At 53.4% G+C, this 21,991-nt stretch carries 19 protein-coding genes; all 19 read left to right on the top strand.

What is annotated here, in order from left to right; translation table 11 throughout:
- The first annotated feature begins 30 nt into the window (after positions 1–30).
- The 19 genes from dmul_RS16105 to dmul_RS16005 all read left to right on the top strand — a co-directional run bounded on the left by dmul_RS16105 (position 31) and on the right by dmul_RS16005 (position 21,897).
- Positions 31–744 carry a hypothetical protein gene (locus tag dmul_RS16105; RefSeq protein WP_020877847.1) on the top strand — a complete coding sequence of 238 codons (714 nt, stop codon included), beginning with the start codon at positions 31–33 and terminating at the stop codon, positions 742–744.
- Positions 745–906: 162 nt separating this feature from the next.
- Positions 907–1,728, top strand: a complete 822-nt coding sequence (locus dmul_RS16100; protein ID WP_020877846.1) for an ABC transporter permease — start codon at positions 907–909, stop codon at positions 1,726–1,728.
- A 58-nt stretch (positions 1,729–1,786) separates the two neighbouring features.
- A complete protein-coding gene (locus tag dmul_RS16095) occupies positions 1,787–3,157 on the top strand; it encodes an ABC transporter ATP-binding protein (RefSeq protein ID WP_020877845.1) in 1,371 nt (456 codons plus the stop codon).
- Between the two features lie 6 nt (positions 3,158–3,163).
- Positions 3,164–4,489, top strand: a complete 1,326-nt coding sequence (locus dmul_RS16090; protein ID WP_020877844.1) for a sugar-transfer associated ATP-grasp domain-containing protein — start codon at positions 3,164–3,166, stop codon at positions 4,487–4,489.
- Between the two features lie 180 nt (positions 4,490–4,669).
- Positions 4,670–5,923, top strand: a complete 1,254-nt coding sequence (locus dmul_RS16085; protein WP_020877843.1) for a hypothetical protein — start codon at positions 4,670–4,672, stop codon at positions 5,921–5,923.
- Between the two features lie 34 nt (positions 5,924–5,957).
- On the top strand, positions 5,958–7,214 hold the full coding sequence (locus tag dmul_RS16080) for a hypothetical protein (RefSeq protein ID WP_020877842.1): 1,257 nt from the start codon (positions 5,958–5,960) through the stop codon (positions 7,212–7,214).
- Positions 7,215–7,483: 269 nt separating this feature from the next.
- On the top strand, positions 7,484–9,121 hold the full coding sequence (locus dmul_RS16070; protein WP_020877841.1) for an FAD-dependent oxidoreductase: 1,638 nt from the start codon (positions 7,484–7,486) through the stop codon (positions 9,119–9,121).
- A 235-nt stretch (positions 9,122–9,356) separates the two neighbouring features.
- On the top strand, positions 9,357–9,935 hold the full coding sequence (locus tag dmul_RS16065) for a 4Fe-4S dicluster domain-containing protein (protein ID WP_169433086.1): 579 nt from the start codon (positions 9,357–9,359) through the stop codon (positions 9,933–9,935).
- Complete coding sequence (locus dmul_RS16060; RefSeq protein WP_020877839.1) at positions 9,932–10,831, top strand: hypothetical protein; 900 nt, start codon at positions 9,932–9,934, stop codon at positions 10,829–10,831. The genes dmul_RS16065 and dmul_RS16060 overlap by 4 nt, the downstream gene beginning before the upstream one ends.
- A gap of 37 nt (positions 10,832–10,868) precedes the next feature.
- Positions 10,869–11,564: an acyltransferase gene (locus tag dmul_RS16055; protein WP_020877838.1), complete on the top strand. Its 696-nt coding sequence runs from the start codon at positions 10,869–10,871 to the stop codon at positions 11,562–11,564.
- A gap of 22 nt (positions 11,565–11,586) precedes the next feature.
- On the top strand, positions 11,587–12,450 hold the full coding sequence (locus tag dmul_RS16050) for a DUF5672 family protein (protein ID WP_020877837.1): 864 nt from the start codon (positions 11,587–11,589) through the stop codon (positions 12,448–12,450).
- A gap of 42 nt (positions 12,451–12,492) precedes the next feature.
- On the top strand, positions 12,493–13,656 hold the full coding sequence (locus dmul_RS16045) for a glycosyltransferase family protein (protein WP_020877836.1): 1,164 nt from the start codon (positions 12,493–12,495) through the stop codon (positions 13,654–13,656).
- 143 nt (positions 13,657–13,799) lie between these two features.
- Entirely contained in the window at positions 13,800–14,990 is a 1,191-nt protein-coding gene (locus dmul_RS21105; RefSeq protein ID WP_020877835.1) for a glycosyltransferase family 4 protein, read from the top strand.
- Positions 14,991–15,011: 21 nt separating this feature from the next.
- Positions 15,012–15,818: a sulfotransferase family protein gene (locus dmul_RS16030; RefSeq protein ID WP_020877834.1), complete on the top strand. Its 807-nt coding sequence runs from the start codon at positions 15,012–15,014 to the stop codon at positions 15,816–15,818.
- A gap of 158 nt (positions 15,819–15,976) precedes the next feature.
- Complete coding sequence (locus tag dmul_RS16025) at positions 15,977–17,182, top strand: hypothetical protein (protein ID WP_144016388.1); 1,206 nt, start codon at positions 15,977–15,979, stop codon at positions 17,180–17,182.
- Positions 17,183–17,187: 5 nt separating this feature from the next.
- Positions 17,188–18,330, top strand: a complete 1,143-nt coding sequence (locus dmul_RS16020) for a glycosyltransferase family 4 protein (RefSeq protein ID WP_020877832.1) — start codon at positions 17,188–17,190, stop codon at positions 18,328–18,330.
- A 92-nt stretch (positions 18,331–18,422) separates the two neighbouring features.
- A complete protein-coding gene (locus dmul_RS16015; RefSeq protein ID WP_020877831.1) occupies positions 18,423–19,646 on the top strand; it encodes a glycosyltransferase family 4 protein in 1,224 nt (407 codons plus the stop codon).
- A 72-nt stretch (positions 19,647–19,718) separates the two neighbouring features.
- Positions 19,719–20,900, top strand: a complete 1,182-nt coding sequence (locus dmul_RS16010; protein ID WP_020877830.1) for a glycosyltransferase family 4 protein — start codon at positions 19,719–19,721, stop codon at positions 20,898–20,900.
- A gap of 28 nt (positions 20,901–20,928) precedes the next feature.
- On the top strand, positions 20,929–21,897 hold the full coding sequence (locus tag dmul_RS16005; RefSeq protein ID WP_020877829.1) for a sulfotransferase family protein: 969 nt from the start codon (positions 20,929–20,931) through the stop codon (positions 21,895–21,897).
- The last annotated feature ends 94 nt before the right edge of the window (positions 21,898–21,991 follow it).

Below are 21,991 nucleotides of genomic sequence, written 5' to 3'. Positions count from 1 at the left end.
GTCATAATGTCAGGACATAAGGAGTGTTCAATGATGATACGTTACCTGTTTTTCAGCATGCTGATGACCGCGGTCGTGGCTGCCGGTTCCCTTGCGCCGACGATCGCCGGCGCCGATCCGGTCCGGCGCCCGAAGGTGGCGCCGGTTATGACGGCGTCGGAAGAGGCGGAGATAGATGCCCTCGCCGACCGCGACATCCCCGAGGCCTTCAATCGGCTCAAGGATCCCGCCATCCGGCTTAAAAAAGACGTGGCCTACGTGGCGGTGGAGCGGATTTTCAAACACAGGCGAACGGAAGCCGTCGCATATGCCGAACGGATTCTGCAGGGGCCCCTGACCGAAGTCGCGGCAGGCCGCAAGATCAGCCGCGGCAACGATTTCAGCGTGGCCACGAAGGTCTTCGAGGTCTTTCCGGAAGAGGCGGCCGAAAGGCTTCCGTCCCTCTACGGAAAGAGCGACGGCATCACGCGGGGCAATATCGTTCGCGCCGCGGGCGGGGTTGACGGCGGCACTCCCATCGAGTCTCTGCTGACGACGGCCCTGGACGACAACACCGATGCCGAAACGGCGTCGCTGGAGGATTCGGGTCCCCCGTTGCGAGTGTGCGATCTCGCCTACAATCAACTCGTCCTGAGACACCAGATTCGGGATGTTTTGAGAACCATCAGTCCCGGGCATCGAATCGAGGTGCGCGACCATCACATCGCGATTCTGAAGGAGCGGCTTCAGACCCGTTCCCGATAGGTGCGCGGTGACGATATGTGGATGCGCCCGGGCAGGGCAGCGGTTTGTCCTTGTGGAAGCAACCGTCCTGCCCGGGGCTGAACGTGAATTTTTATCCAGCATTCGGGCCGGTCTTTTCTCTGCCGGAAAAGGCGGCCCGATTTTAACGTCGACGGGAGTTTTATGACCAATCGTATTACCTATATCAAGGCGAGATCGGGTTGGCAGGTGATCGATCTCGGGGAACTCAGGGAGTACTGGGATCTGTTCTACTTTCTTGTTCTGCGGGACATCAAGGTGATGTACGCCCAGACGATTCTGGGGTTCGCATGGGCCATCCTGAATCCGCTGATTCAGATCGTCGTCTTTTCGGTGGTGTTCGGGCGGGTGGCGGAGGTGCCCACCGAGGGCATTCCGTATGCCCTGTTCTCGAGTGTCGCCGTCATCCCGTGGACCTATATGCAGGAGGCCATGACCCAATCGAGCCAGAGCCTCGTACAGGGCCAGAGCATGCTCGGAAAGGTCTATTTTCCGCGTCTGATCTTTCCGCTGGCGCCGGCCTTCGCCCGGCTGGTGGATTTCACGATATCCATCCTGCTGCTCTCCTGTGTCATGTTCTGGTATCGCGTGACGCCCACCTGGAATCTCCTCTATTTTCCCGTTTTCCTCGTGTTCATGGTCATGGTGGCCTCCGGCGTCGGCATGTGGCTCTCCTCCTTTGCCATCCGATACCGGGATTTCAAGTACGCCATGCCCTTTGTCATGAAAATGCTGATCTATACCGCGCCCATTGTCTACTCGGCGGCCTCCATACCCGATAAATACCGGCTCATCTATTCCCTCAATCCCATCGTGGGCGTCATCGAGGGATTCCGGGCGGCGCTTCTGGGGACGCCCATGCCGTGGGCCTATATATGGCCGGGGATGCTCACCGCGGCCCTGGTTTTCGTGACCGGGGGACTGTACTTCAAGCGGATGGAGCGTATCTTTGCGGACGTAATATGACATCGAAAAGGATTCAGTGGATGATGTTTGAACTGGAATTCAGGATAAGGACTGCGAAATGACGGAACCGGCAATCAGGGTCGATAACATCAGCAAGCGCTATCGCATCGGCCTGAAAGAAAAACGCCAGGACACGGTTGGCGGAGAAATCCTGCGCATGCTGGTCAGCCCTTTTTACAACTTCAGGAAATACCGGTCGCTGTACCGGTTCAAAGGCGGCGTGGCCGACATCGATTTCGACGCGGAGGAGCAGGCGTCTCCGGATATCCTCTGGGCCGTGAAAGGGGTCTCGTTCCAGGTGGCGCCGGGAGAGGTTCTCGGCTTGATCGGCCGGAACGGCGCGGGCAAGTCGACCCTGCTCAAGATTTTGGCCCGGATTACGGACCCCACCATTGGGTACGCGGAGATCCGGGGAAGAATTTCGAGCCTTCTGGAGGTGGGGACCGGCTTCCATCCCGAACTCACCGGCAGGGACAACATCTTTCTCAACGGGACGATCCTGGGGATGAGGCGGCGGGAAATCGAGGAGAAGTTCGACGAGATCGTCCAGTTTTCAGGTGTGGAAAAATTCATCGACACCCCGGTCAAGCGCTATTCCAGCGGCATGAAGGTCCGGCTCGCCTTTTCGGTGGCGGCCCATCTCGAACCGGAACTGCTGATCATCGACGAGGTGCTCGCCGTGGGAGATGCCGATTTCCAGGCCAAATGCCTCAACAAGATGGAGAGCATCGGCCAGGAAGGGCGAACGGTCCTTTTCGTGTCCCACAACATGGCGGCGGTGACGCGGCTGTGTACAAAGGCCCTGCTGCTCGAGGGCGGAAGGATCGTGAATTCGGGATCCGCCAGCGAGGTTGTGGGCGCGTATCTCAATTCCAACCTCGGGGTGACTTCGGCGAGGCATTGGCCCGATGTGGAGAAAGCCCCGGGGAATGATGTCGTCCGGCTTCGCGGTGTCAGGGCATGCAATGAAAACCGCGAGGTTCTTGAAGCCTTCGATATCCGCAAACCGATCCGTCTCGAGATGACCTTTGACGTGTACGCCTCCGGCCGTGTCCTGATGCCCCATTTCACCGTGAAGAACCGGGAGGGGGTGTGTGCCTTCCTGACCCTGGACCAGGATCCCGAGTGGCGGAAACGGCCGCGCCCGGCCGGGACATACGTGAGTACGGCGCTGATTCCGGGCAACCTGCTGTCCGAGGGGATGATCTATATCAGCGTGAATTGTCTTTCCCTGAATCCCGATGCCGTGATGTTCAGTGAAAAAAACGCCATCGCCTTCAGTGTTTACGACAATCTCGATGGCGATTCGGCTCGGGGGGATTATGCCAGGGAAATTCGCGGCGTTGTCCGCCCCCTGTTGAAGTGGACGACCGAATACCGGCCGGGCGGAGACGGAATGGATTTCTCCCATATGGCCGTGGAGGGATGATTCGGGATGCGACCGATACCACGCGCCGTTCCAGACCGGATGCGGCAGCTGTTGCAGATGCCCTCGATACGATGGACATATCGCGCCGTGATGACCCGTTTTCGGCGGTTGAGGGAAACACAGGCCGGAATACTGCGGGATGAATGTTGCGGGATGAACCTGAACTGGCGTCCGGCGGCCCGAAGCAGCGCTCACATGGCCGCAGTCCACTGGTGCCACACCCGGATTCTCTGGCGGAAGAACAGAACCCGCGCCCTGTTGACGACCCTGCTCTGGCCCGTCGTCTCCCCCATATTCATCCTGAGACGGGTCGCCCGCCACGGCAGGCATGTCGCACAACAGTTCGGGGTGCCCCTTTCCCGCCAGGTCCGGGACCTCGTCTATCTTGCCCACGTGCTTTATATGGGACCGCGGACCTATTATTATTACGGGCTTTACCATCCCGGTCGGACGGCATCGGCGTCGCTTTACGTGCAGGATCATGAAATTCTGGGGCTGCTGGACGGCATCAACCGGGATACGGACCACCGTATATTCGAGAACAAGACGGCATTTTTTGAAAAATGCCGACAATCCGGCTTGAGGACGATACCCATTGCGGCGCGGTTCGAGAATGGAAAGGCGGCTTTCATCGACGACGGCGGTCGTGATGCGGACTGGTTTGCCAAGCCCGAAGGCGGCAGGTGCGGCACGGGCATTATGGCGTTTCGATACGACGGCCCGGGGCGATATCGGAGCGAAAGCGGCCGCCGGTTGTCAAAGGAAGACGTAATGGCCCGGGTTGCGGCCTGCTCCCTGTCATCGCCGTATATCCTTCAGGAGCGGATCTTAAACCATGCCGACGTGGCGGCGCTGGTGGGGGACGCCCTTTCCACATGTCGCATCGTGACCTATCGGGAACCCGACGGATCGGAGGGCGTGCTGCCGTGCGCCATTTTCAAGATGGCCGCCCGTGGGCGAAGCACCGACAATTTCCATACCGGGGGGATGGCGGTTTCCATCGACCTGGAAACAGGCGTGCTCGGCAGGGGCGTCGTGGGTGCGGAACCGACGACGCGATGGGATGTCCATCCCGACACCCAAAAGCGGGTGAACGGATTTCAGCTGCCCTTCTGGGCGGAAACCCTCGCGTTGTGCCGCGAGGCACATCGGGTCTTCAAGGATTACGCGTTCATCGGCTGGGACGTCGCCATTACGGACGATGGGCCGATGCTGGTGGAGGGAAATCTCTTCTGGGGGGTGGAGGCGATGCAGATGGCCCATGAAACCCCCCTTGGGGAAACGCCCTTTCCCCGGGTCTACCTGGCGCACATGAAACGGCAAAGAGGCTGAAAGTTAAAGGCTGAAGGCTGAAGACTGAAGACTGAAGGGGCATCAACGCTCCGTTCGTTGCGGACGCACCCCTTCAGCCTTTAGCCTTCAGCCTTCAACCTCAGCGGCCCGGACGCAAGTGCGTTTCCGGGCCGCCCCATGAATACCGGAAGTTGAATCAATTATGATACGGCAGGTGATATGAAAGTCGAAAACATTCGTCTGGAAGAACACAACGGAAAACCGGCCGTCAAGGCCGTCGTCACCTGGGAGGATTCCCCCAGGCCGCGTCAGGAAATTTATTTCGCCACCCTCGATCGGTTTGCCGACGCCCTGGATTCCGGAGCCGCCGCCTATGCGGTGGGCTGCCTTCTCCCGGCCTTGCATCACGGTGAAAGGCGACTGCGGATCGACGGAGCCATTTGCCCGGAGCTTCGCGACGGTCTCCACACCGTGATGGGGTTCATGGGCCTGTGGCACGAGGCCTACCGTTCCGGGGTCCAGATCGAGGCCGACGTGGAAGAGCGACCATCGCCCCGACCCGCCGTGTCGCGCTCGGCCCTCTTTTTTTCCGGGGGCATCGATTCCCTGGCGGCCCTGCGGGAGAATCATTCCCGGTATCCCGAATCCCATTCCGGTTTTTTCAGGGACGGCATACTGATTTACGGCCAGAACCCAGAGTCGGACCATCGGCCGGAAACCTTCGAAAAGGCGATGGCCGCCCTGTCCGAGGTGACGCGCGAATCCGGCATCTCTCTCCTCCCGGTTTACACCAATCTGCGAGAATTGGACGACGCGACGCGGTTTTTTGTCGATGTTTTCCACGGCGCGATTCTGGGAGCCGTCTCCCATATCGTATCGGGGCGCGTCGATTCCGTGTCCATTTCCGCCAGCGACAGCATTCCGGGGCTCGCGCTCGTGAAACGGGACACGTTCAAGCCGTTCGGCTCCCACCCCCTCATCGATCCCTACTACAGCAGCTGGCGTCTGAGAATCCGTCACGTCGGCATGACCTCGGGGCGCCTGGAGAAGACGCGGTTGGTGGCCCAGTGGCCTGTTGCCCTCAACAACATTCGCGTCTGTCAACCCAACTGGCCCGGCGAAAATTGCGGGCAGTGTGAAAAATGCCTGCGAACCATGCTGGCCCTCACGGCTGTCGGCGCGCTGGACAAAACCCGTTCGTTTCCGAAGAACGATATGACCGTGGCCGACATTGAAAACATCCGGTTCAAACCGGGACTGGCCGACGATTACCGCGAACTGATCGATGCGCTTGCCCACTCGGGCCGTCGGGACCTGGCCGCCTCTCTCAGAATTTCCCTGGGTCGGGCCCTGGGCCGGGCCATGACCCCCATGGACCTTGTCAGGAAAACGGATAAAACCGTTTTGCACGGCGGACTCAGCCGTCTCAAAAAACGCCTGACGGGAAGCCGGGCCGTCAATCATCTGAAATGAGCCGTTGATCTAAAGAAATCATGGGAGCCCGTTCATGAAAATACAAGACTTCACTTCGACCGATATCAACGGCCGCAAGCGCGTTTCCGCCCGTTTGATCTGGGAAGAGAACGACCATCCCGCGCAAACGCTTTATTTCGAAACCCCGACGGCATATGCCGAGGGCCTGGTGCCGGATCCCCATGCCTTCCTGATCGCCGGCGCCCTGCCCGCCATGCACTTTGGAGAAAAAAGGATCTGGGTCGACGGACCGGTCTGCCCGCAGCTGCTGGAAAACATCGATGTCGCCCTCCATTGGATCGTTCACTGGTTCTATCCGGGGAGGCGAAAGCCCATCCCCATCGCGACCGCCGGTATGAGACCTGCCGCGGCCGAAGGAACGTCGCGCGCCGGATTCCTTTTTTCCGGGGGTGTCGACTCCCTGGCGACCCTTCGGCACAATCACCTGAACTATCCTTCGGGCCACCCGGCCCGGATTCTCGACGGCCTGATCATTTACGGCCTGGAGGTGCAGAACGACGTCAGCTTCAACCATGTGTTGAGACATCTCGAGGTGATCGCCGCCGACGCCGACATCCGAATGACACCGCTCTATACGAACATTCGGGAACTGGGTCCTGAAAACGACCGGACCTTCTGGGCGGATTTCTGGCTCAAACAATACATGGGCGCCACCTTCGGGGCGGCGATCCACGCCCTGTCCGGACGGTTTTCCCTTTTCTCCATCAATTCCTGTCACGACATCCCGAATCTGATTCCCTACAGCTCGCACCCTCTTGTCAACCCGTATTACAGCAGTGCGGATCTGCGCATCCGGCACGAGGGCATCAATTTTTCCCGGTATGAAAAGACGCGGATCATTTCCGATTGGCAGGTCGCTATCGACAACCTGAGGGTGTGCAACGACTCTCGAACCTATCAGCAGGAGATCCTCAACTGCGGCGTTTGCGAGAAATGCGTCAGAACCATGCTGGCCATGCTCTGCTGCGGCGTGCTGGATCGTTCGGGGGCCTTCGCGGAAAATAATGTCACTACGGCGCGGGTCGAAGCCTCGGTAATCGTAAGACCCAACAATCTGCCCATGTATCGGGAGTTGTTTGAACCGCTGAGACGGATCGGCCGGGAGGACCTTCTGAAGGTGGTCCAGGTCAAAATCGATGAATTCGAAAAGCGGAAAAAGGTTGAGGAATGGACGTCGAGAACCATGGGACCCCTGGCGACCGTCGACCGGAAGCACCTGCACAGCGTCTTCGGCAGAACCTTTCGCAGCATCTATGGCAGGATCCTGTGACCCGGGCGCTCACGGCACAAGGCCGTGTCCGGCCGTCCATTGAAACGATGCTGCCTGCCGTGTCGATCACCGCACAAATTCCATCGGATGCCGGGGATGTTGCCGCGGGCATCCTGACGGGCCGGCGCGTGTGTCGACCCGACCTCAGCCGTGATGCCGTGAATCGGCCGCTGCAGAGCGGTCTCCGCGATTCAGGGTTCGCCTTTGCCCAAAACGGCTTGTCAACAGCAATTCGCTGAATTCAAAAGTGTTAAAAGGATATTTTGCCCATGTTAATCAACGCATTTGAACTGTCTCCGGACTCTACCATCGAGACGGATATCTGCGTGGTCGGAGCAGGCGTGGCGGGAATTTCATTTGCGATGGAATACATCGACGCCGGGTACAGGGTATGTCTGCTGGAGAGCGGCGGCATCGAAGCCGACAGAGTAACGCAATCCCTGAATTGGGGAAAAAATATCGGATTTCCGTATTTCGAACTGGATAAATCCAGGGCCCGGTTTTTTGGCGGAACAAGCCATTTCTGGCACATCCCCATCGGCGACAACAGGCTGGGTGTCCGGTTGAGGGGGCTCGATCCCATCGATTTCGAAGCGCGTGACTGGGTGCCTTACAGCGGGTGGCCCTTTGATATATCCCACCTGGAACCCTTCTATCGAAGGGCTCACCAAATATGCCGGATCGGACCCTACAGTTATGATCCGGCAGACTGGATGTCATCGGAGGATCAACGGCGGCAGCCCCGCCTAACGGGAGAAGAATTCGAAACGACGGTGTTTCAGTTCGGCGATCGCGAAGTTTTTTTCAAGACCTACCGAGATGCCCTTGATCGTTCAGAAAATATAAGGGTCTTTACCCATGCCAATTGCGTCAACATCGCTGTTGACGATAATGCACAGGTCGTTACAGCGCTCCAGGCGGCATGCCTGAACGGACCCCGTTTCAACGTCAAGGCCAGGACCTACATCCTGGCGGCGGGCGGTATCGAAGTCCCCCGGTTGCTGCTGGCCTCGAATCACGTTCAAAAGGCGGGCCTGGGAAACGGCAATGACCTGGTGGGGCGGTTTTTCATGGAGCATCCCCACCTGACTTCCGGAGCCTTCATCCCGGCCGATGTGGAAATGTCCCATGCGCTCGCCTTTTACGGCATGCACCAGGTCAACGGTGTGACCATCATGGGAAAGCTGGCATTGAATGACGCCGTTAAACGAAGGGAGCGTCTGTTGAATCACTCGATACACATCGCTCCGGACTTCAACAGAAGCAAGGCCTATTATAAACGGAGCTGGTCAAAAGGCTATTATTCGGGAAAATCCCTGGTCTACGATCTGAAAAAGAAAAAAATACCCCGAAACCTCAAAAGCCGGCTGATCGATGTCGCAAGAGATATCCCTTCTCTGTCCAGGGAGTCCTACCGGCACTTTACGAACCGTTTTTTGAAGGAATATGTCGCCGGTGAACGCATGGTCGTGTATCGCTTGAATCATATGGCAGAACAGGTCCCCAATCCGGAAAGCCGGGTTTTGCTGGATGAGGAGAAGGACGCCTTCGGCATGAATCGCATCAAGCTGAAATGGGAGTTGATGCCCCAGGATCTGAAGAGCATGATCAGAACGCAGGAGATACTGAGCGACGCGTTGAAAAAGAAGGGCCTTGGCCGGCTCATCATCGAGATGAAGGAAGGGGAAACCCCTCGGTTCCTGCGCGGCGGATGGCACCACATGGGGACCACCCGCATGCACGTGGATCCCAAAAAGGGCGTGGTGGACAAAGATTGCCGTGTTCACGGCATATCGAACCTGTATATCGCCGGCGCCTCGGTTTTCCCGACGAGCGGGTATGCGAACCCTGTCGTGACCACCGTGGCCCTGGCCGTGCGTCTGGCCGACCATGTGAAAAAGCTGTAACGGGATAGGCTGAAGACTGAAGGGGGATAAGGGCCGCATTCGTTACGACATCACCACTTCAGTCTTGAGCCTGACCCTCTGATAACGCCGAAAGCCGAGGTATCCGATCAATTACGGGAGACATGTTATGCCGCGATGGGGAATGGTTGTTGATTTGAGAAAATGTATCGGGTGCGAGTCGTGTGTAACCGCTTGCAGTGAATTTCATCATGTCCATGGAAACAGGTGGCGACGGGTGATCGATTGCGCCGACAATCCGGTTTCGGACCGGCAGCGTTTATTCGTCCATCAGAGTTGCATGCACTGTGATGATCCGCCTTGTGTGATGGTATGCCCCACAACGGCATCCTACATCAGATCGGACGGGATCGTCCTGATAGACCATGACAAATGCGTGGGATGCGGCTCATGTGTTCTTGCCTGCCCCTATGGGGCGCGGACCGTTTTGAAGGCGGACAATGTCGTTGTCGGTGAAAGCGAGTTGATGGGCTCCGACGTTCGGTCGAGAATCGACAAAAAAGGGCTCTGTACGAAATGCACCTTTTGTCACACCCGTATTGACGAGGGGCTCGGAAAGGGGTTGACGCCGGGCGAAGATGAGGCGGCAACGCCGATGTGTGTCGCGACGTGCAGTTCAGGCGCCCTGCACTTTGGAGATCTCGATGACCCGGACAGCAGGATAAACCATCTGATCCGGGACAACTTAACAACGCAGATGCAGGTGCAGATGTCGACGGGGCCGGCTGTTTTTTTCATCGTTCCTGAATGGTGGTCGGCATATTGCGAGCAGGCATCTCCGGGAGAGAAGGATTGAAAAGCCTGAATGTGGTCCAGAGGAGCAATCAGACGGCGTGGGGATTTCCCGCTGCGCTGAATTTCGTGCTGGGGGGGGCGGCAGCCGGCTGGTATCTGGTCATGTCGGCAGCGATCGCTGTCCCAGGCATTGCCGACGGGGATTCCCGTCCGCTCTATCCGGTGATATGCGCCGGTATGGCGGCCATCGGGTTCATACCCCTGGCGCTGAAAACGAACAGGATGTATAATGCGCTGTATTTGTTTAATAATATAAAAGAATCCTGGGTGTCTCGTGAAGCCCTTTCCGGACTTTTATTTATTTTTTCCGCCGCTGCAAATTATATTTGGCCGCATGGTGTCCTGGAAGGCCTTGCCGTGCTGTCGGCCGCCGGCTTTCTGGTCAGCCAGGGGTTCATGCCCTATCAGGGAAAGGCCGTATCCGCGTGGCGTCATAACCGTCTGCCGTGGCTTTTGATTTCCGCCGGTCTGTACGGCGGTGCGGGTTTCCTCACGGCGAGCGTGGGGTTTCCGGAGGCAGCGGGCCCGGGGTACATCTTCATCGCCGTGCTGATCCTTTCCTGCGCGATCATCAACGCCGGCTTATGGATCAGCCACATTCGATACGTGATAACGGCCTATTCCCGCAACCGTTACCCGGCACCGTTTTCTCCGATATACGGCATGAAAACGGTCTTTGTCGGCCATATCCTCCCGATGATGCTGTTGCTTGTTCCTGCCTGTTCTCTATATCGAACAAGCGGCATCACGTGGGTCGATGCCGCCGTGACCATCGGCGCAGCGGTACTGATGATCGCCTTCAGTGCATACCAGAAAATAAAGGTCGTCAAGACATTTTCCGGCCTGATGCCGTTGGCGTTGAGTTTCCCTGCCGATCGAGGACATAAAGGCGACTGACGCGCACCCGGCGTAATCCTGGAGATATATACCGCATATGAAACCTTTTTACAGACCGGACTACAGAATTGTGCGGCTCTGGACGAAATTCTGGATCCGAAGCGGCGGTTTGAATCCCTTCGGCCGTTTTGCCATGAGAATGGCGGCCCTGTTCACGGCGCCGCACAAATCCAGAGTGAGATTGGCATACCTGGCCGACAGCGGATACATTGCGCCTTCCGTAATCGTCGACCATGATGAACTCACCCTTGGCAGGCACGTGTTTATCGATGACGGATGCATCCTTTTCAAAAGGCAGGGCACGGGGAAAATGGTGCTGGCGGATGAAGTCAAGGTGTTCCGCCAGGTTTTCATGGAAACCGGAACAGGGGGAAGCCTGTTCATCGATGAGAAGGCCAGTATCCACCCCAGATGTCAGATCAATGCCTTTCATTCATCGATTCACATCGGCAAACATGTCATGCTGGCCCCCTATTGCTGCCTCTACTCCTATAATCACGGCGTGAAACCCGGCATGCTCATCGTTGATCAGCCGCTTGAAAGCAAGGGGCCGATCGTTATCGGAGACGGCGCCTGGCTGGGGGTGGGGGTTATTGTAACGAGCGGCGTGACCATCGGAGAGAATGCGGTCGTTGGTGCCGGATCTTTAGTTACCCGGGATATCCCTCCTGATAGTATTGCCGCGGGTAACCCGGCAACGGTCATTAAAAAGCGTCAGGATATACCCGCCTGACCCAACCTCAAAAGATAACGCCATGATGATGAATCCTCCAGAAGCAGAACCCACGAAATTGGTTGCCGTTGCGGTGCCGTTGTCCCTCAACAATGAATTGTCGGAAGAGGAGAGAATATCCTTAAACCAGTTGAATCGCTGTTTGAGCCGGTATGACCGCTATTTTGTCGCCCCCCGGGGAGCCCGGAATCCGGATATGAACTTCAGGATCAAGGAGTTTGACAAAAAGTACTTCGGAAGCGCACAGGCCCATAATAAGTTATTGCTGTCGCCTGAGTTTTATCGGTCTTTTTCAGACTATGAATTCTTGTTGATTTATCATTTGGATGCATTGGTTTTTTCGGATCAGTTGGAAGCATGGTGTCAACTGGACTATGATTACATTGCCCCGCCGTGGATTCATGAGGTTCCCGGCGGTTCCGGGAAGGTGCTGGGCCGATGTGGAAACGGCGGCTTTTCCCTTAGAAAAACAGAGAGCTTTTTAAGGGTTCTCGATTCGACGAAAACCACCATAAGCAATTGGAAACTCTGGAAACTGATCACGATCAAGAGATCCAGGGCGGAAAAGATGTTCATGCTGCCGCTGTTGTTATTGCTTTTTACGCCCAAGCTCAGAAAATCAATTCTGATCAAGTACGGCTACACCCGAAACGAGGACGGATTCTGGGCTGATCATGCGAAATATTTTTATCCGGATTTCAAGGTTTCACCGGCGGAACTGGCATTGAAGTTTGGATTTGATAAAGATCCGGGATATTGTTTTGAAAGGAATAATCTGGTTTTGCCTTTTGGATGCCATGCCTGGCACAAATACGATAAATCGTTCTGGACCGATATCCTCCACGATCAAAACCGTCAATCCCGAAAAAAACGACAGGCCGGCTGATCCTCACAAGGGGTAAATTATGTCGAAGGATTTGATGTCGCAATGAAAATAGGAATCATAGATCCGTCTCTTCGTGAAGAGGGACACCACGCCTACTTCAATCGTTATCTGGCGGAATTGCTGAGAACCGCCGGGATCGAGGTGCTGATCGCCGATTTTAACCATACCCTGCATCGAAGATATGAAAAAGAGGATTTCAGCATGGTCAATGTCGCCGATGCCTTGCCGACAAAGCGCTTTTCCGCGCTGGAATCCAGCAGGTTTGTCGGTCTCATGGTCCATCCGGCTTTGGCGGCATTCTACAGGGACATCGGAAAAAAATTATCGGCGACGGATGTCAACATATGGATCCTGTCATCCTATGATGTCTATACGGTGCCCTTCATCTGCTATTCAGGAATCCGGTTTGAACATACGATCCCCGTTGTCCACTCCCTGAAACATTTGAGGGGGAAAATAAGGCCCTGGGGCAGATCCTTCTGGGTTCCCTTTCTTCTGAATTATAACCTGTCGAGATCGAAGTTGATTTTGTACCTGGCAGGAGACCATGAAAAATTTTTCAAGAGAACGGGAAGCAAAAATCACAGGCTGTTGATTCCCTACAACACCGTTTCGGAAGATCTCATCGATGTGGACAACCGACATCGGATGCATGAGCGATTCAGAATATGCACCCTGGGCATTATCCGGGATGATAAGGATATCCCGTCCGTGATCGATGTCGTCGGAAACCATGACGATATCGATTATTATGTCGGCGGCGCCGTTGCCGAGGGGTTGGATGCCGATTATGAGGCACTGCTCAGATCGCATTCAGATCATGGCGGAAATATTATCGTCAATTTGAATTATCTGACCCACCAAGCCTATCACGATGAAATTCAGAAGGCGCATTTTTCCATCATTCCCATTATGAACAAGTATGAGAAAAACGTTCAGTTGACCGGTCTGATGATCGACAGCCTGGTCAACAAAAGGCCCTTTATCGGCCCGGATATCTACCCGCTAAACGAGTGCGTGGAAAAATACGACGTCGGGATATTATACAAACCCGGAGATGACCAATCGTTGAAAGAGGCCATATTGACGGCGAAGCATCGGGGTGCTGTTTACTATTATGACCCTATCAGACGGTTTCTCCGGGAGCAGTCCATCGAAAAAACGGCATCCAGACTATCGAATGAGATAACGATGTTGTTCAAGTGAGGCTTTAAAGGCTGAAATAAGGCTGAAGGCTGAAGACTGAAGACTGAAGGGGCATAAACACGCCGTTCGTCACAGACGCACCCCTTCAGTCTTTAGCCTTCAATCTCTACAAAGCCGAAAGTTGACCAGAGGACTTTTGCCGAATGAAGAAAAAAAAAATAGTCCTGATGTGTTCGTCCTTTTTGCCGCACATCGGCGGAAAGGAGATCGTCGTCCACAATATCATGAGATTGTTGCGCGATTACGATGCATTGGATGCAAGACTGCTGCGGTGTGGGAATTTCAGATACCGGATAAAAAATAATTTTCCCTATCCGTACCACGTCTATCCGAAATTGTGCCGGAATAAAGACTTGAATTATTTTTTGATATTACTGATCGAAAAAATAGTGTTCGGCATCGACGTTATCCATCTGCACGGCATCATGGATATGGGCATGGTTCTCAACAGGTATCAAAAACGGATCGGGTATAAGACCATTCTGACGCCCCACGGGGATGATATCTTGAAATGTGGAGAAATCGGTTACGGAGAGCGGATCGACCGGAAACGAGAGCTTGAAATCCGGGATATTTTAAAAGGATCGGCTTGCAACACGGCTATCAGTGCTATCGTCAAAAAAAATATTGATGAGTTGGCCGAAAAAGAATCCGTTATGATTCCGAACGGGATAAACCTTCAGTATATCCGACGTCATGCGTCCGGGATGAAAGCGGCAAGAGAACGGTTAGGCCTGAAGGAAAGCGATAAAATCGTCATCGCCGTCGGCAGGAACAATAAAGTGAAGGGCTTCGATATCTTATTGGCGGGTATGGCGACGTTGAAAGAATCCGTGCCGGATGTGAAACTCGTACTGGTCGGGAAAGACAATGAAAAAATGTTGTCCGATCTCGTATCCGGATATGGTTTGTATGCCAACGTCATTTTTCCCGGGCAGATTCCCAAAAACGAACACATCGATCCGATGAATTTTCAGACGCCGGACAGGTTGTTGCTGGATTACTATTCGGCTGCCAATGCCTTTATCAGTACATCCTTCTCGGAATCCTTCGGGCTGACGACCCTTGAAGCCATGGCGGTGGGCAAGCCGGTCGTCGCGACTCGTATATTCAACAACAGCGATGCCAGTTCCGCATTGGAAGATGGGAAAAACGGATTTATCATCGAACCTGGGCGTCCGCATCAGGTTGCCGAGAAGTTGTCGATTTTGTTGAATAATGAAAAATTACAGCAGGAAATGGGGAAGAACGCACTGAAAAAAGCGCGGGAATTTGATTGGGTGAATGTATTATGCCAATATGCCGGATTGTATCAACGCATCGCCCAAAATTAATCACGATCTAGCGAGATGCAGATGACGAAAATCAGCGGACCCATGCACACAGAGAAATGCGGAATCAAGACCTGGCGACAGTTTGCCCGCCGGGTGAGGCCAAGAGGATGCCGTTTGCTGAACCGGCTGGATCGATTCCCGAAATCCGTTTTGGTAACGGGTTGCCAGCGGTCGGGAACCACCATGCTTTCCAGGGTCATTACCCTGAGTGACGGGATGACCAACTACTGGTTCGGGAAAGACGATGAACTTGACGCCGCCCTTATCCTGGCGGGTGAAGTGGAACTCGATGCCCCCGGCCGCTTCTGTTTTCAAACGACCTATCTGAATGAGTGTTACCGGGAGTATTTCGAACATGACTGCGGCTGCAGGATCCTCTGGGTACTGAGAAATCCGTTCTCGGTGGTGTATTCCCTGATGTACAACTGGCGACGATGGACGCTGGACGAGCTTTTCAAGGCCTGCGGCGCCGGGTTTCTGGATGACCGCCTGGCCCGGAGATACCGTCGCTTCGGGCCGATCGCCATCTCGAGATTGATGAAGGCGTGTCTGTCATACAACGGAAAGGTTTCTCAACTGTTCGAGCTTAAAGAAAGGCTCGATAAGGATGCCGTCATGGTGATCGAGTACGACGATCTCGTCAACGACCCCCAGCGTCGGCTTCCCAAAATCTACCGGTTTATTGATCTCGATTATCAGGATCGATACTGCGATCACATTCACCGGAAAAGCACCGGCAAGAAAAATCGGCTTTCCAACAGAGAACGAAATATCGTCGATCAGCTCTGCCTTCCTGTCTATGAAAAGGCAAAGGGCCTGTTGGATTGATATTGATAGAACGTAACCCATCCTCATAATACAAAAGTTATTACATCATGAACTATCTTGTTTATCTATTGTTTTTCTTTGTGTACATCATTGAGTATGTAATTAAGAAAATCGGATTAGAGCTGAAGGTATTTGCAATTCTGCCGGAAATGATTTCGATGGTCGTCGGCGTATACGTATTGCTCTATTTCGCGCTGTACAGAAAAATGAAAGTGCAGCCGCGCTACCTGTTTTTCTATTTTGTGTTCACGGTGCACATTGCCATCGGATTGATCGGAAACCAGGTTCAACCCTTTGCGATTCTAGCCGGAATCAGAACCTATTTCAAGTTCCTGCCGTTTTATTTCCTGCCGATGATATGCGATATTTCCGACGAGAAGATGAAAGGGCATCTCATTGCCCTGCTGTCCATCGCTGTCCTTCAATTCCCTCTGGCATTATACCAGAGGCTATTTGAATATGCCCATATGTTTTCCGGAGACTATATCGCCGGCACCTTGACGGCCGCGCCGATCCTGACCCTGTTTCTGATCTGCACGATCGCGGTCTTGATCGGGTTTTATCTGAAAAAGCGCATTGCCCTGAAAACCTTCGCGATACTGGTTGCCGTATCGTTCCTGCCGACCGCCATCAATGAAACCAAGGCCACAATCATTCTGCTGCCCCTGGCCATTCTGCTGCCCACGATTTTTGGCGTAAACAAAGCCTCGCGCGTTAAAGTTCTCGCGGGCGTGATACCGGCTTTAGTGATAACGGTCATGGGTTTCAGCTACATCTATGACAACATGTATGCGCGAAACAATACGAGTGTCATCGAGTTCTACACTGAGGGTAATGCCGCGGACTACCTGTACAAAGGCAAGGACGCCGAATATGTGATCGGCGGCATCGAGACCGAGGCCAGCAGAATCGATTCGATCATATACGCCTATCAGGAAAATGCCGACGATTTGTTCAGATTGTTCTGGGGCGTTGGGATTGGCAATGCCGGTGTCGCTTTTTCAAGGAAGCTCCAGGGGGAATATACCGATGAATACAGGCGCCTGGGGGGAAAACAGACGGGTTTGGGACATTTTATCTGGGAAATCGGTCTATTGGGGATTCTTTACATTCTGTGGTTCATGCTGTTGGTGTTGAGTGACGCCATGAAATTGCGGGAGCAGACGGATATTTCAGGTGCCGTCGCTCTCGGATGGACTGGTGTTGTCGCCGTACTGGTCGTGGCAATGCCCTATCAACACCTCATCACACAGAACGGACTGATGTATCCGTTTGTTTATATTTCCGGGTTTCTTGCCGCAAAACGATATCTGATGGAAAGAACGGAAACCGGATCAGCAAGAGCGCTTCAGGGAAGGGATTGACGGGAATGAGAACCGCTTATGTCACAACCTATAATTCATCGGACGTTCATGCCTGGTCGGGGCTCGGCACCCATATCCTCGGGGCGCTCCAGGATTCCGGCTTCCAGACGGAGATCATCGCCAATTTAAAGCAGGCGGACCCTCCTCGCGGATTCAGGTTTAAAAAAGCCCTGTATTCCAAATTGCTATCCAGGAAATATCTTCTCGATCGCGAGCCGGCAGTCCTGAAAAACTACGCCGATCAGGTGGCGGTCGCCCTCAAATCGATGGACTGCGATCTGGTGTTCAGTCCGGGAACGATGCCCATTGCCTATCTGGAAACCAGGAAACCCATCGTTTTCTGGACCGATGCGACCTTTGCCGGCATGATCGATTTTTATCCGGGCTTCAGCAACCTGTGCGCCGAAAGCATCAGGGACGGGAACCGGATGGAACAGTCGGCCCTGTCAAAATGCCGTCTGGCGCTTTATGCCTCCGAGTGGGCCGCAAACACGGCGATACAACATTATGACGTCGATCCGGCAAAGGTCAAGGTGATTCCCTTCGGCGCCAATATCAACTGCAACCGCAACATGCAGGATATCGAGACCCTTGTCCAAGGCAAACATTTCGATATCTGCAAACTGTTGTTTGTGGGCGTGGATTGGATCAGAAAAGGCGGCGAACTCGCTTTAAAGGTTGTCGAGCTGCTGAATCAACGCGGGATCCGGTCCGAATTGCACCTTGTCGGTTGTGATCCGGGGATCCGTCTGCCGTCCTTTGTCAAGTCCTATGGATTTTTGTCGAAAAAAACCGAAGAAGGCAGAAGAACGTTTGATCGACTGATGAGCGAGTCCCATTTCTTCATCCTCCCCTCGCGGGCTGAATGCTATGGTCTGGTCTTTGCCGAGGCCAGTTCCTTCGGGTTGCCTTCATTGGCAACAAACGTCGGGGGGATTCCAACAGTCGTTCAGGACGGCAAGAACGGCCGGACGTTTCCATTGGATGCCGCTCCCGAACAATACTGCGATTATATTGAGAGATTGATATCATCGCGGCAGGAATACGACGCGCTGTCCCTCTCTTCGTTCAGGGAATATTCCGAACGACTCAACTGGGGCGCTGCGGGCCGGAAACTCTACGATCTGGTACGGGAATCCTGCGGATGACAGCCTTGCAGCGGGACTTCCTGCCGATACGCTTCACGGCCGTCCGGCGACGGACGGCTTGTTGATGTCACTTTGAAAAAGCCGGTTGAATCATGAAACAGAAGCCATTGAAGATATTGTTTGTGGCGCGGGACCAGTTTCCGCCTTTCAGAGTCGATGTCGCCGTCCTGTTCGGGAAGGAAATGGCCGGGAGAGGACATGAAATCGACTGGGTGCTGCAGTCTCAGGCGGATTGCAATAAAGGCCGGCAGACCCGGTGGCAGGGCGGCGATGTCTGGGTGGGTCCCACGGACAACGGGACAAGCTTTCTTCACCGTTTGCACAAGCACCTGCTTGGATTTCTGCATAATCTTGCATGCACGCGCCTGTTGTTCAGGAAGCCTTATGATATCATCCAGGTCAAAGACCGTTTTTTAACGGCGGTGCTGTATCTGGCGGCGGCCAGGATATGCAACAGGAAATATTTTTACTGGCTTTCCTATCCTTTTGCCGAGGCCTCGCTGTATGAGATCCGTATCAAAGCCGCAAGATATCCCATCGTGTACCTGATTCGCGGCATGCTTTACCGGTTTTTGCTCTATAAGATCATTATGGTCTATGCAGATCATGTGTTCGTTCAGAGCGAACAGATGAAAAAGGATATCCAGGCCTGTGGCATTGCCGGAGAAAAAATGACTGCCGTGCCCATGGGCTTTGAAGCGGACCGATTTCAGGCCGAGCCTGTTGAGCGGGATACCGCCGAGGTCGATGGAGAACCTCGGATCATCTATCTGGGTACGTTAATGAAACTGAGAAGAATAGATTTCCTGGTCAGGGTTTTTTCCATGGTCCTGAAAGATATCCCCAACGCGAAGCTCTATCTGATCGGGGCGGGCGAGACGGATGAAGACATCCGCATACTGAAACGAGAAGCCCGACGTCTGGGCATTCTCGACGCCATTGTTTTTACGGGGTTTCTGGAGCGACAAAAAGCCATGGAAATCGTCAGGAATGCGGATGTCTGCCTCTCCCCGTTCTATCCCACGCCGATACTCAATTCCACGTCACCCACAAAGCTGATCGAATATATGGCGCTGGGCAAATCGGTTGTGGCCAACGACCATCCGGAGCAAAAACGCGTTATCACGGAAAGCGGCGGCGGGCTCTGCGTGCCCTATGAGGAAAGTCAATTCGCTAACGCCGTTGTATATCTGCTGAAGCACCCGGAAATCAATGCAATAATGGGGCAAAGGGGAAGACGGTGGGTGTTTCGGAATCGAACCTATGGGATCATTGCCGACAGTGTTGAACAGACTTATTACCAGAATTTGAAATGAACAATTCAATTTTCGGTATTCATGGGCCGGGGCGGGAGAACGAAGGCCGAAGGATAAGTAAGGTAACATCGTATGCGCTATCTGTATATTAAAAACGGAGATGTCATCGAGCAGTTGTCGAGAATCATCGCCAGCGGTGAAATCGATAAAAGTGGACCGGATGCTTTTCTTGCCGATCTGCTGGCCAATTACATCAAGATGGAACCGATTCTGCTTTTGTCTGCGTCGCATCGGCCTAAACGGATGAAAAAGAAGAATATCGAAGCCTATGTTTTTCCATATCGATCCAATAATGCCAAAGCCGTCGTCGCCGCTGTTCTGGGACTTATGAGTTTTCTGAGAACAGTGATCCTGATGCTTAAATTCAGGCCGGATAGAATCATATGCGGTCGCTCCGGTGCAATGCTATGGGCAAGTTTTTTATATGCTGCAATATTTTCCAGGCTATTGATTCATTCCCGGCATGAAACCCTTATAAAGCCTCGGAAGGATGGACTCAGGAGATTGACGGATACCCTGGACAGGTTCTGCATGATGAAATCAAAAGCCGTCATTTGTCACGGCCCATATCTGAGAGATCAGCTGATGGGAATGGGATTGCCGCCGGATAAAGTCATTCAATTCGATATATCATTCGAAGCGTCGGCCGTCAGAAACGAAAATACATTCGCATTTGTCGCTCCGAGCGTAGGACCTACAATCTCCTACATCGGAAGAATTGAGAAAAGTAAAGGCGTTTTTGATCTTTATCAAGCCTTTAAAGCACTCGGTGCGGAGCAGACATCCGCTTGTGTTCTTTACGTGGGAACGGGCAAGGATCTCGAAGACCTGAAAAGGCGGGTGGCCGAAGACAACCTGACCGACCGTGTTCACTTCAGAGACCCTGTTCCGCACAAAGACGTGTTCAGAATTATTGAAAGCAGCTTTGTTGTGGTGACGCCGACCCGAAGCGTATGGGAAGATTCAAACGAAGCCACCGAGGCACGGTGCATGACGGCAATGGAAAGCATTTTTATGGGGGTGCCTGTTGTGGCACCCGACAGCGGTCCATTTCCTTACCTGATAAAGGACCGACATAACGGGCTGCTGTTTAAAACCAACGACTATGAATCGTTGGCCGAGGCGTTGACACTGGCTTTGAAAAATCCGAATTTGTATCTTAAGCTAAAAATGGGCGCTGAACAGTCAAAAAATGATATCGAAACGGCATCTTTGAGTTTTTCCGGTGCAGTGGATAAGGCTTTCAGGCCCTGAACCGGATCAATCTGAAGGAAAATACAAAATGGATTACTTTGTCACGAATCATGGACCACTGTTTATTGTTGGTATGCCACGTTCCGGTACGAAATTATTGCGCAATCTGTTGAACCGGCATCCAAAGATCTATATCGATACCATGGAAACCGTATTCCTTCCTTTCTGGTATCAACATTGGCAGAATTATGGGGATCTCAGCGACTATCAGCGATTTAAAGCGTTTTATCATAAGAATCTCAAATTGCGTTATATGCGCAATTATTTGAAGTTGAATCGGTTGGTAACAGCATCGGATTGGTATCAAAACTGTAGAACCTATGATACTGCGGGTGTGTTTGAAGGGCTGATTCGATCTCAGACTGAAAATGATAGAGATTCGGATGTGATCTGGGGGGATAAAACGCCATCATACCTTGTTCAGATACCGCTCATCAAAAAAATATACCCCGATGCACGTATTATCCACATCATTCGCGATGTCCGGGATTATTGTCTGTCACTCCATCATACCTGGAATAAAAATATGCTGCGGGCAGCTCAACGCTGGGTGGATTACGTGGACAAAGCGAGAACCGACGGTAAAGGTATTAAAGGATATCTCGAGGTCACCTATGAGAACATTTTAAAAAACCCAAAGCGGGAACTTCAGATCATATGCGAATTTATCGGTGTTGGTTTCGATAGTGCTATGCTCACACTTTTACGACCTTCAGACACCAGTGGTGATGCAAAGGGCAAGGCTTTCATCGTCCGAAACAATACACGAAAATATGAAACCCGAATGGCCCCACAAATTCGGCAGATGATCGAGATGATTGCTGTGGATCGATTGCGTGAATTGGGTTATCCGATCTTATACCAAGGGCCTGCGCGAAGAATCGGGAAAGTGCGAATGCACTTCTATAAGCTTGTTGATGGAATGAATCTGATTCGGCGAGGCAAAATACAAAATATCAGTGATGTTGTCACGACATCCGCGACCTTTCGGTATTGATAATCAGTTGGGTGCCCAACAGCGGAAGACAGCATTGGTTATTTTTTAGGATGAAGCGAAAAGGGCCTGAGCATTTTCCCGCGGCAACGGTTTC

Source organism: Desulfococcus multivorans (assembly GCF_001854245.1).
GTDB classification, from domain to species: domain Bacteria; phylum Desulfobacterota; class Desulfobacteria; order Desulfobacterales; family Desulfococcaceae; genus Desulfococcus; species Desulfococcus multivorans.
Note: the sequence above shows the minus strand (reverse complement) of the source record. Positions and strands in the feature narration are given on the sequence as shown.